The sequence below is a fragment of the Flavobacterium lipolyticum genome (genome assembly GCF_020905335.1).
Taxonomy (GTDB): Bacteria; Bacteroidota; Bacteroidia; order Flavobacteriales; family Flavobacteriaceae; genus Flavobacterium; species Flavobacterium lipolyticum.
The window spans coordinates 3,387,015-3,399,918 of the sequence record NZ_JAJJMN010000001.1 but is presented as its reverse complement, the minus strand read 5'-3'; the positions used below and the strand labels follow the sequence as shown (position 1 = coordinate 3,399,918).

Here is a 12,904-nt window from a genome sequence, read left to right as displayed (position 1 = left end):
ATCTCAAATTGATCATTACTAAAGTCTCAAATAATTTTAATTCCTGGTTAACAAAAAATGACAAAACAACACATCTGTAAATATTTTCATCAGCATTTATCATAAAACCCTAAATTAGCGTTATAAATAAAAATCCTAAACATTATGAAATATCTCACTAAACCATCGTTACAACAGATTTTTATTTTTAACAACAAACTCGTTTTTTTATTCGTGCTCACTTGCCTGATTCTCCCAAGCGCCAATGGTCAGCAAAAGAAAATAACAGAAAAATTCAAAAAAGAAACTATCCTAAAAATGGATTCCCTCATTCAAAAGGAGTACATATTTCCGGATCAGGCAAAACTGATCGCAGCTCATTTAAAAAAAAGTTACAAAGAAAATAAATTCAAAAAATACGATCTACTGGATTCTTTCGCTGTAGCTTTAACGAAAGAAATCCGCCTCATCAACAACGACAAACATCTTAGAGTCAAGCCTAAATTTGTTCCGGATAACAACCCAAATGCAGCTAAAGACTCCTATGAAATTTATCTTCATCATTTAACTGACAATCGCAAACTCGCCGATGGTTTCAGAGAGGTTAAGATACTTGACGGTAATATCGGTTACCTCAATTTTAAATATTTCATACACGAAACTAACCCCACTATTGATTCATATATGCAATTGCTTTCTAAAACGGACGCCATTGTTATTGATTTAAGAACTAACGGAGGTGGAAGTCCTAAAACCGTGCAGTACCTGTGTAGTTATTTTTTTAAAGAACCTCTATTGCTCAATACCTTATACTTTAGAAAAGACAACTTTACGGAAGAATTCAGAGTTACAGAAGTTAACGGCAAAAAAAGAATCGATGTTCCCTTATTTATTATCACAGGTGCCAGAAGTTTTTCGGGTGCAGAAGAATTCAGTTATAACATGCAAACACAAAAAAGAGCAACCTTAGTTGGCGAAGTTACGGGTGGCGGAGCAAATCCTGGTGAAATTCTTGAACTTAACCCTCTTTTGGAAATATTCATTCCTACCGGAACTGCAATAAATCCAATCACTAAAACAAACTGGGAAGGAATTGGTGTAATCCCTGAGTACAAAACAACCCAGGAACTGGCTTACGACAAAACCATAGAATTGGCAAAAAAAGCAGCAGAGGACTACCGAAGTAAAATTGCAGCCGAATCCAAAAAACTCTATTTGGAATTGCAATCTACGGTTGACCAGCAAACAAAACCATTACACGCAGCTGATTTAGTAAAAATGGATCAGCAAATTCAAACCATTATAAAAAAACTAATTGAATCTGATTGGTTTACAGAAGAGGATATTACTAACCTTTCGTCTGATTATACGCCTACAAAACCATTTATTGCAGAATCAATTTTAAAAAGCAATGCAGAATTGCATCCAAAATCTCCGATAGCCTTCTTAAAATATGGTGATCTTTTGGAACAAAACGGGAAAAAAGATACTGCAACAGCGGTCTTAAAAAAAGCAGTAGAGCTTGCCACAGAAATTAAAGCTCCCTATCTGGAAGGGATAAAGAATCGATATGAGAAGATCTTAAAATAAAAAAGAGATCCTTAAAAACAGCATTCCAAAAACGGTGTAAAACATCAAAATCAGAAGAATTACTAAATCGTTTTTGGTATTTAACGTGGAATATAAAAAATTAATTTTCATTAAAACTTGCTCAAATATTAATATTTCCTATTTTTAATGAAAATTTTATTAATTATCCATGAAAAGAAAACTACTACTACTGTTTTTGAGTGTTTTTTTAACAAAAACGTATGCTCAAGATTACTTTCCCGTTAATGAAAGTGTCCACAACAAAAACAACAATTACACTGTTTTTACCAATGCCACGATTTATGTAACCCCGACACAAAAAATCGAAAAAGGAACTTTACTCGTTCAGGATGGCAAAGTGGTTGGTGTTGGAAACAACATCACCATTCCTAAAAATAGTGTTGCCATTGATCTTACAGGAAAAACTATTTATCCTTCGTTTATTGATATCTACACCAGCTTTGGGGTTGAAAAACCTAAAGCCCCTGCCGGACGTGGACGTGATCGCAGCCCGTTATACGATACAAAAAAAGTAGGTTACTACTGGAACGAAAGCGTTCGTCCTGAAGTAAATACTTATGAAACTTTTAAATACGATCAACCGAAAGCTGAGGAACTACTAAAAGCCGGTTTTGGAGTAGTAGGAACCCATATTGCTGACGGAGTTGCTCAGGGAACCGGAATTTTAGTAGCGTTAAACAACACCGAAAACAGCAAACAAATTATTGCCAATAAAGTAACCAATCATTTTGCTTTTACAAGAAGTGCTCTGACGAATCAGGCTTACCCAAGTTCGTTAATGGGTATGACGGCTTTGTTACGCCAAATGTACCTGGACTTAGACTGGTACAAAAAAGGAAATTCAGAAACTAAAGATTTATCATTAGAAGCCTTAGCTGATAACGAAAAACTGGTTCAGATTTTTGCTACAGAAGACAAATTAAACAGTTTAAGAGCAGCGAAAATTGCCAAAGAATTTGGATTAAACTATGTTCTGAAAGGAAGCGGAAATGAGTTTGAAAGAATTGAAGAAATTAAAAGTACCAATGCCAAGTACATCATCCCAATCAGTTTCCCTGAGGCGTATGATGTTTCTAATCCTTATTTGTCCAATCAAATCGAATTGGCCGATATGCGTTTCTGGAATCAGGCGCCAACCAACTTAAAAGTTCTTTCGGATAATGGAGTTGTTTTTGCTTTAACAACGGACAAATTAAAAAAGACTGAAGATTTTAAAACTAATTTACTAAAAGCCATTAAATATGGTTTCGATAAAACAAAAGCTTTAGAAGCTCTAACCACAGTTCCTGCAGCTATTTTAGGAAAAAGTAATGAAGTAGGAAGTTTGAAAACAGGAGCTTTTGCCAACTTCATCATTACTTCAGGTGAAATTTTTGATGAAAAAACGGTTTTATATGAAAACTGGGTACAAGGAACTAAATACGTTGTAAACGATGTTAACGCAAAAGACATCCGTGGTAACTACGACTTAAAGGTTGGAACAGATACCTACAAATGGAAAATCGAAGGAACAGTTGATGCTCCTAAATCTGAAATTACAACCGCAGATGCAAAGAAAGTGAGCAGTACTTTTACTGTTTCTAAAAACTGGATCTCTCTTTTAATTAAACCAACCGATTCAATCAAATCTAATTTTTCACGTTTGACCGGATTGATCGAGAAACCGGAAAACTTATCCGGAAAAGCGGTTTTAGGAAACGGAACGGAATTGTTCTGGACTGCTACAAAAACCAGCCCTTTTGTCGCTGTAAAAGATTCGACTAAAGTTGAAAAACTAAATCCGATTATCCCGACAACGTATCCAAATATTGCTTTTGGTGACTCAAAAAGACTAACTGCTCAAACTTTACTATTCAAAAATGCTACGGTTTGGACCAACGAAAAAGAAGGTATTTTAACTGAAACTGACGTTTTAATTAAAAACGGAAAAATTGCTGCTGTAGGTAAAAATCTTTCAGATGCTTCTGCTACAGTAATTGATGCTAAAGGTAAACATATTACGAGCGGAATTATTGACGAACACTCCCACATCGCCATTTCAAAAGGGGTGAACGAAATGGGACATAACTCGACTGCCGAAGTTACGATTCAGGATGTTGTAAACTCTGAAGACATTAATATCTACAGAGACTTAGCGGGAGGTGTAACCACTTCGCAATTGTTGCACGGATCAGCAAACCCAATCGGGGGACGTTCTGCCATTGTAAAATGGAAATGGGGTGCTGCACCAGAGGAAATGTTGTACAAAAACCAGCCAAAGTTTATCAAATTTGCTTTGGGAGAAAATGTAAAACAAGCGAATTGGGGAATTGATAATCCTACCCGTTTTCCACAAACCAGAATGGGTGTTGAACAAGTTTTTACTGATTATTTCCAACGTGCAAAAGAATACGATGAAAGCTGGAAAAAATTCAACGCAGGTTCTAAAAAAGGAAAAGCACCAAGAGTTGATTTAGAAATGCAAACAATCGCTGAAATTTTAAACAAAGAGCGCTTTATTACCTGTCACTCTTACGTAGAATCTGAGATCTTAATGTTGATGAATGTTACGGAGAAATTCAATTTCAAAGTGAATACTTTCACGCACATTCTGGAAGGGTATAAAGTGGCTGATAAGATGAAAGAACACGGTGTTGGAGCATCTACATTCTCTGACTGGTGGGCTTACAAATTTGAAGTAAACGATGCGATTCCGTTTAACGGACCAATTATGCACAATCAGGGATTAGTGGTTGCTTACAATTCAGATGATGCCGAAATGTCAAGAAGATTGAATCAGGAAGCTGCAAAAGCGGTGAAATACGGAAACATCTCTGAAGAAGAAGCGTGGAAATTTGTAACCTTAAACCCTGCGAAATTATTACACATTGACGATAAAGTAGGAAGTGTAAAAGTAGGTAAAGATGCTGACGTTGTATTATGGAGCGAAAATCCGTTGTCTATTTATGCTAAAGTCGAAAAAACAATGATTGAAGGTGTAGTGTATTTTGATCTTGAAAAAGATGCTGAAAAACAACAGGCTATTTCTAAAGAAAGAAGTTTATTGATTGGGCAGATGTTGCAGGAAAAAAACAAAGGAATGAGCACACAGCCACCAACAAAAAAAGAGAAGAAAGAATATCACTGTGATACTTTAGAACAATAATAACGGCTTTATAAAATTCATAAAGATAAAAACAGATAACATGATTAATAAAAACATATATATAGGTCTGCTTGCTTTTTGTGCATCATTGCAAATAAAAGCACAGCAAATACCGGCACCTCAACAAACCAAATCGGTTTTGATTTTAAATGCTACTGCACACTTAGGTAACGGAAGTGTTATTCAAAACAGTGCCGTTGGATTTAAAGACGGAAAATTAACCCTGGTAGCAGACGCAACGACCGTGAGACTTGCTGCTGATGCCTATGACACAACCATTGACGCGAGTGGAAAACACATTTACCCTGGATTTATTGTGGCTAACGCAACATTAGGTTTGGTAGAAATTGATGCTGTGAAATCGTCAGACGATCAGGAAGAAATTGGAACTTTTAATCCAAACGTACGAAGTATCATCGCTTACAATTCTGAATCGAAAGTAGTAGAAACTGTTCGTCCGAATGGGATTTTAATGGCTCAGATCACTCCTCGTGGGGGTAGAATTTCCGGAACTTCTTCTGTAGTACAATTAGATGCATGGAGCTGGAAAGATGCGATTATAAAGGAAAATGACGGAATTCATCTTGACTTCCCTTCTAATTTCAGAAGATCAGGATCATGGTTTGAACCGGGAGTTATTGAAGCCAACAAAGATTATCCAAAACAAGTGGAAGAAATTGCAGCCTTCTGGAGTAACGCAAAGGCTTACAATCAGGCTGCTTCAAAAGAAAGAAACATTGTTTTTGAAGCTACAAAAGGGCTTTTTGATGGAACTCAGACGCTATACATCCATGCTGATGAAGAAAAACAAATCGTTGATGCTATTCAGTTAGCAGCAAGCAATCAGATCAGGAAAATAGTTATTGTAGGAGGTTTTGAAGCCTACAAAGCTGCTGATGTTTTGCAAAAATATAATGTTGGTGTATTCTTAAGACGTGTACATGACATGCCAACAAGTGATGACGAAGATGTAAATCTGCCTTATAAAATGGCCAAAATACTTACTGATAAAGGTATTGTGGTAGGACTTGAAAACAGTGGTGATCACGAGCGTATGAGCGTAAGAAACCTGCCGTTTTTAGCAGGAACCTGTGCAGCATATGGTTTAGACAGAGAGAAAGCGTTACAGCTTATCACTTCAAATACTGCCAAATTACTAGGTATTGATGCTACTTGCGGAACTTTGGAAACGGGTAAAGACGCCACTTTATTTATCTCTGAAGGTGATGCACTCGACATGAGAACGAATAAGCTTACAACTGCTTTCATTCAGGGAAGAAAGATTAACTTAGAAACTTTTCAAACCAAACTGAATGATAAATTCAAAGCAAAGTTCAATCAGAAATAAGCAATAGTATTTTATAATAAAAGGCGTCATTTGAAAATTCATCTGACGCCTTTTTTATTTACAATTCACAACTACAAACCAAATTAATCAGATATTAACTCAAAAAACAATCAAAATACCTCTATACAATACCGTCTTTTAGTTAATAAACTAATAAAAACACAAAACAACTTTACCAAATCATAAATTTAAAGTTAATATTATTCAGTTGACATAAAATACAGGGGGTCAAAATAAAAAATTAATAAAAATAAAGCACTTACCCCTATTTTTTACATGGTTATTACTTGATTTTATACATTTATAAAAAATTTAAAACTAAATAACTATGCGAAAAATTATTTTAAGTGTGATTCTTATCACGATTTTAGTACTCACCTTTTTATCCAACTTTATACTATCCGATAATCCAATTCCGGCAGAAGCTGTAAAGTTTGACACAGGAGATACAGCCTGGATGATCGTAGCCACTGCTTTTGTTTTGCTTATGACACCGGGATTAGGATTTTTCTACGGAGGAATGGTAGGTAAGAAAAACGTTATTAGTACCATGCTGCAAAGTTTTATGGCAATGGTAATTGTTACTATCTTATGGGTTATTGTCGCTTTCGGATTAGCATTTGGCCCTTCTATTCGCGGAATCATTGGAGACCCAACTTCCAATTTATTCTTTCAGAATGTCGGTACCAGCACTGCCTGGAGTCTTGCCCCAACCATACCTTTTATGTTATTCGCATTGTTTCAGGCAAAATTCGCCATTATTACACCTGCACTAATCACTGGTGCATTTGCAGAACGTGTGCGTTTTTGGGCTTATTTGTTATTCATGGTTTTATTCATCCTAATCATATATTCTCCTTTAGCGCATATGACATGGCATCCTGACGGAGTATTCTTTAAAATGGGAGTATTAGATTTCGCGGGAGGAACAGTAGTGCACATGAGTGCCGGATGGGCCGCTTTAGCAGGAGCAATATTCTTAGGAAAAAGAAAAATTCAAAAAGTAAATCCGGCCAGAATTACTTATGTTTTACTTGGAACAGGTTTGTTATGGTTTGGATGGTTTGGTTTCAATGCAGGTTCCGCATTAGGGGCTAACGGATTAGCTGTTCAGGCCTTAGGAACAACAACTGTTGCTGCCGCAGCTGCTGCTATGGCTTGGGTTTTCCTGGATAAGATCTTAGGACACAAATTATCCGCTCTGGGCGCTTGCATAGGAGCGGTCGTAGGACTGGTTGCCATTACTCCTGCCGCAGGTTTTGTAAGCATCTCTCATGCTATTTTCATCGGAGCATTCTCTGCCATCGTTAGTAATCTGGTAGTAAGCAAATTCCCTAAAGGAAAAATCGATGATGCGTTAGACGTTTTCGCCTGTCATGGTGTTGGTGGTATGGTAGGAATGCTGTTAACCGGTGTTTTTGCCTCGAAAGCAATCAACCCTGCCGTTGGAGACAATCAAGGTCTAATTTTTGGAACTCCAACACTATTTATCAATCAATTAACTGCTTTGGTAATCGTTTCTATCTTTGCTTTTGTAGGTTCTTACGCTTTATTCTTTGTCGTAAACAAAATTACCCCGCTAAGAGTTACTGAAGAAAAAGAAGAATTAGGATTAGATATTTCTCAACACGGGGAATTCTTATAAAAACAAATTTCCGCCTTTGCCCATAAAAAATCCCTCTAAGTCTGACCTTAGAGGGATTTTTGTTTTGAATTAACTTCACCTTAGTTTATTGTAGACTTTAGATTTTAGATTTTAGATTTTAGATTTTAGATTGCAGATTGCAGATTGTAGACTTTAGATTGTAGACTTTAGATTGTAGACTTTAGATTGTAGATTACAGATTTTAAATTGTACTCTTCACTCTTCACTCTTTACTCTTTACTCTTCACTCTTTACTCTTCACTCTTCACTCTTCACTCTTCACTCTTTACTCTATGTTCTAGAAAAAAAACTACTTAAAATTAGAAATTCCTTCTTTCAGCCATTGCAAATATTCTTCTTCGCTTACATAACTAATAGTAGGTTTAGAATTGTTTAAATTCTTCCCTTCTAAATCGGTTATCACATATAATGGCTGCGTATTGGTTTTATATTTTGAAATCATAAAATCGGTCCATTTATCTCCTACCGTTTCAATTTTATCTCCTTTTGCTGTAACATACTGCTCTTCTTTTGGCAGGTCACGTTTATCATCCACATAAAGAGAAATCAAAACGACCTCATTTTTCAGGATTGGTAAAATCATGGGTTCTGACCATACATTGTTTTCCATTTTTCGGCAATTCACACAAGCATAACCTGTAAAATCAAGCATAATGGGTTTGTTGATTGATTTCGCATACGCTAAACCATCTTCGTAATCATGAAAAACCATAATACCGTGAGGACCTAACTCTGCTCCTTCCGGTAAACCCGAAATGGTTTCAGTACTTCCATTATTTGAATTTGCAGATCCCCCTACCCCAAACGGACTTTCGCTATATTGTGGTGGTGGCGGGAATGCGCTAATTAATTTTAATGGCGCTCCCCAAAGTCCCGGAATTAAATAAACCGTAAATACTAACGTAAGCAATCCTAAATACAGTCTTCCTACCGAAATATGATTTAAAGGACTATCGTGAGGCAATGTAATTTTTCCGAATAAATATAACGTCAGAGCTGCAAAAATAGCGATCCAGATTGCGATGAATACTTCTCTTTCCAAAAAGTGCAACTGAAGCACCAAATCAGCATTGGATAAAAATTTAAATGCTAATGCCAATTCCAGAAACCCTAAAACTACTTTTACAGTGTTCAGCCAGCCACCGGATTTTGGCAACGAATTTAACCAGCCTGGGAACATAGCAAAGAACATAAATGGCAGTGCCAATGCGAGTGAGAATCCTAACATTCCAACAACAGGAGCAATTCCACCATTTGAAGCAGCTTCTACCAATAAGGTTCCAACAATAGGTCCGGTACAAGAAAACGACACTATAGCCAAAGCCAAAGCCATAAACAATATACCAATTAAACCTCCTCTGTCGGCCTGCTGATCTGCTTTATTCGCCCATGAATTAGGCAGCATAATTTCGAAAGCTCCTAAAAATGAAGTAGCAAAAATAATCAGGATCACAAAGAAAATCAGGTTAAACCAAACATCTGTAGATAGTGCATTCAGCGCATCTGCCCCAAAAATTTTGGTTACAATCAATCCTAATATTACATAAATAGCAATAATAGAAAAACCATAAATGATAGCATTTCGTATTCCTTTAGCCCTGCTTTTACTTTGTTTGGTAAAAAAACTTACCGTCATTGGGATCATCGGAAAAACACAAGGAGTCAACAAAGCTGCAAATCCTGAAATAAAAGCAATAAAAAAGATCGACCATAAACTTCTTGATGGTGCTGGTTTCTTTACATGATCTACAACTTCCGCTGTTGCGTGATCAATTTTCTTCAGTTCTAATTTTTCCGAAACAGCTGTTTTACTCACCGTATCAACAGCTAAATCAGCCACTTTAGTCTCATCCGGTTTCGATTCTGTTACTACTGCAACGGCATCCATTTTAAAATTTGATGGAATCGCTATAGAAAACTTTTTACTGGAATTGATACAAACTTCTTTACAAACCTGAAAGTCAAAATCAACCTCAACCGTCTTTAAATTTGGGTTAATAATTGTGATCTCTTGTTCGATATGTGCTTTGCCTTCAAAGAAAGTTTCATTTACACCAAAGACATCATTAAAAGCTGTTTTGGTTTTTCCTTCTTTAGCCTTTCCAACCAAATTGTAATTTCCTTTCTGATTTTTAAAGGTAATCTCTAAAGCAAGTGGTCCACCTTCAGGTGTAAACTGCGAATACATGTGCCACTCTTTTTCAATTGTTCCGTCAAAAATCAAAACAGCATTATTACCGGCTCTCTTTTCGATTTTTGAAGTCCATTTTACCGGTTCGAGAATTTGAGCATTCCCCTTTGCAAATGCAAAAAGAAAAAACAATAAAAAAACAATGGATTTATTCCAGACACTTTTCGATATTATCGTTTGTTGGTAGTAGTTAGGGTTCATTATAATAATTCTATTTTAATTATTTCGTTTGTTGTATTCTCAATTTTAAAGCGTTCATCCTGTCTGATTCCAATAACCCACACAATCTGATTATCTGAGCATAAAATCCAAATTTTCTCCTTTTCAATCAGCGACAATTTTTCATCTTTAAAAAGTTTGCTTAGCTTTTTAGATTTCCCATTCATTCCAAAAGGATGAAAAACATCTCCCTCCTTCCATTTACGCAAAATAAGTGGGAAACGGATTTTTTCAGCGTCCACAAATATAGCTTTATTTGAATCTATTGTAATGTCGTCTACCTGACAAAGCCTTAATTTTAAGGGAAAATTAACGTCTTTCTCCTCTGCTCTAATTTCGAATACTTCATTTTCTTCTAATTCAGAAATTGGACTCAAAATCAAAGTATCTCTGTTTTTCAACAATCGAAAATCAGCCGAAAAAACCTGTTTACCGGATTGTCCCTCTACCAAATCATAAATATCATTCCAGGCTACGAAACCAAATTCATTTAACCACTGATACAAATACGATTTATAATTGGGTAATTTCCTGAGCTGATTCAAATCAAAGTGAATGTCTTCTCCCTCTTCTTTCGCCACTTGCTGGTAAATCATGATCGAAGCATCCTCAACCATTTCCTGAGATTCCTGCAAATATCCCTGCGTTTTCTGAAAGGCGTTTAAAAAATTTGGATTGATTTCTTTCAAGATCGGGACAAGATCGTGACGGATTTTATTTCGCAGGTATTTGTTTGACGCATTACTGCTGTCTTCGCGCCACGATATATTATTTTGTTGGGCATAGTCTAAAATTTCGGCTCTGGAAAAGGGCAAAAGCGGACGAACAATTTTATCATTTTGCTCCGGAATCCCAATCAGTCCGTCTAATCCTGTCCCTCGGGTTAGATTGATTATAAAAGTTTCGAGATTGTCGTCGGCATGATGCGCCGTTAAAATATAGTCGAAATTTTGTTTTTCCAGAAGTTCGTAAAACCAGTTGTAACGCAGTTCTCGGGCCGCAACCTGAGTGGATAATTTATAATCTTTGGCAAAAGCCTCGGTATCAAATTGAGTACTAAAAATCGAAATATCATTCTCGTCACAGTACTTTTGAATAAAATCCTGATCTCCAAAACTTTCTACTCCACGCAATTGAAAATTACAGTGTAAAACGGCGATCTCAAACGGCAATTGTTGAAACAAATGCAGTAAAACCATGCTATCCAATCCTCCACTTACTGCCAGAAACAGCTTTTTATCCTCCAGAAATGGAAATCTTACAGCGAGATGATTTTGAAATTTTGAAAGCATTTATAAATGTAAAAATTTAATTCTATATAATGGAGAAAGTTTTTAAATCTTAAAATTGTACGAATTTACACTATATTAATAAACCGCAAATAAAATTGCACGAATTTTATTTAATTTAACATTCCTACATGCAATTCATCAATCGAAAATACATTGGTTATTGCAAAACTTCGTGCATTGCTTTTGCCTTTAACAAACATTCTTCGTACTCTTTTTCTGGAATCGATTGGGAAGTAATCGCACTTCCGACCGAAAACGAAATATATTTATTTTCCTGATTGTACAAAATACTTCTTATCACCACATTAAAATCGAAATCACCTTCAGGCGTGAAATAACCAACTGCACCACTGTACAGACCTCGTTTGGTTTCTTCCAGATTTTCGATAATCTTCATGACTGAAATTTTTGGCGCTCCCGTCATGCTTCCCATTGGAAAAGTAGTTCTTAAAACATCTATCGGTGAATACTGCGGATCTATTTTTGAGGTGATGGTTGAGATCATTTGGTGCACCTGCAAAAATGAGTAAATTTTACAAAGTTCCGTTACTTCAACAGCACCTTTCTGTGCTGTATGCGACAGATCATTCCGCACCAAATCGGTAATCATAATATTCTCAGCCCGTTCTTTAGGATCTGATGCTAAAAATTGTTTTGATTTTTCGTCTTCAACCGGATCTGAAAATCGTTTTGAAGTTCCTTTTATCGGTTGAGAAATTAAAGTTTCACCAACCTTTTTCAGGTACCGCTCCGGAGAAGCCGAAAGCAAATATTGTTTATGATTCTTAAAAAATACCGAAAACGGAGCTTGTGATATCGCATCTAATTTCTGGAATTTTTCCAACGGATTAATTTCGGTATTCTCAGCGAAAAATTCCATGCAAAAATTAGCCTCATACATATCACCTATATGAATGTGCTCCAGCATTTTGTTCACTTTTTCAACGTAAGCCTCTTTTGAAATACGCTGTTTGACTTCAATCGCGCTTACCGTTTCAAAGGCATCATATTTACTAGTAACGATTTCTTCATAATCCTCTTCCAGCTCATCATCGCAAAGCAATAAATATTGTATTTCGAGTTTATTTTCTTTTAACGTAAAAATCTTTTTAGGCTGAAAGAAAAACAAATCCGGAAAATCTAAACCGTCAAAATTTGATGATGTGAGATTTTCTGTATCGTTTTTTAAATCATAGGAAAGATATCCAAAAAGCCAGTCTTTAGTCGTTTGCTGATATTGTTTCAGATCTTCAAAAGCATTATGAAAATCTGTTTTTAAAGAGGTAAAAGCATCCACTGCCAAAACAAAATCAAAGCTTGAATATTCCTGTGGATAGGAATTACTATCCAAAAAAACAACCTCCCGAAATTGTTGTGACCAGCTTAAAAGCTGTTGTTTAAAATGCTCTGGATCTGAAATGTCTTTGTAAATGGTAACTCTCAAAAATAGGTA

At 36.0% G+C, this 12,904-nt stretch carries 7 protein-coding genes; 4 read left to right on the top strand and 3 right to left on the bottom strand.

What is annotated here, in order from left to right; translation table 11 throughout:
• Window positions 1-144: 144 nt before the first annotated feature.
• From LNQ34_RS14540 to LNQ34_RS14525, 4 genes are all read left to right on the top strand, one after another.
• A complete protein-coding gene (locus LNQ34_RS14540) occupies window positions 145-1,569 on the top strand; it encodes a S41 family peptidase (protein WP_230000258.1) in 1,425 nt (474 codons plus the stop codon).
• A 169-nt stretch (window positions 1,570-1,738) separates the two neighbouring features.
• Window positions 1,739-4,735 (top strand): amidohydrolase family protein, encoded by a 2,997-nt coding sequence (locus LNQ34_RS14535; protein ID WP_230000257.1) that lies wholly within the window; start codon window positions 1,739-1,741, stop codon window positions 4,733-4,735.
• Between the two features lie 40 nt (window positions 4,736-4,775).
• A complete protein-coding gene (locus LNQ34_RS14530; RefSeq protein WP_230000256.1) occupies window positions 4,776-6,083 on the top strand; it encodes an amidohydrolase family protein in 1,308 nt (435 codons plus the stop codon).
• Window positions 6,084-6,411: 328 nt separating this feature from the next.
• Window positions 6,412-7,728 carry an ammonium transporter gene (locus tag LNQ34_RS14525; RefSeq protein WP_230000255.1) on the top strand — a complete coding sequence of 439 codons (1,317 nt, stop codon included), beginning with the start codon at window positions 6,412-6,414 and terminating at the stop codon, window positions 7,726-7,728.
• A gap of 310 nt (window positions 7,729-8,038) precedes the next feature.
• Here LNQ34_RS14525 and LNQ34_RS14520 read toward each other — a convergent pair whose 3' ends face one another.
• From LNQ34_RS14520 to LNQ34_RS14510, 3 genes are all read right to left on the bottom strand, one after another.
• Window positions 8,039-10,141 carry a protein-disulfide reductase DsbD family protein gene (locus LNQ34_RS14520; RefSeq protein WP_230000254.1) on the bottom strand — a complete coding sequence of 701 codons (2,103 nt, stop codon included), beginning with the start codon at window positions 10,139-10,141 and terminating at the stop codon, window positions 8,039-8,041.
• Window positions 10,141-11,451, bottom strand: coding sequence for a tRNA lysidine(34) synthetase TilS (gene tilS, locus LNQ34_RS14515; RefSeq protein ID WP_230000253.1), 1,311 nt, complete (start codon window positions 11,449-11,451; stop codon window positions 10,141-10,143). Before tilS ends, LNQ34_RS14520 begins: the two co-directional genes overlap by 1 nt.
• Before the next feature lie 157 nt (window positions 11,452-11,608).
• A complete protein-coding gene (locus tag LNQ34_RS14510; protein ID WP_230000252.1) occupies window positions 11,609-12,895 on the bottom strand; it encodes an anthranilate synthase component I family protein in 1,287 nt (428 codons plus the stop codon).
• Window positions 12,896-12,904 lie beyond the last annotated feature (9 nt).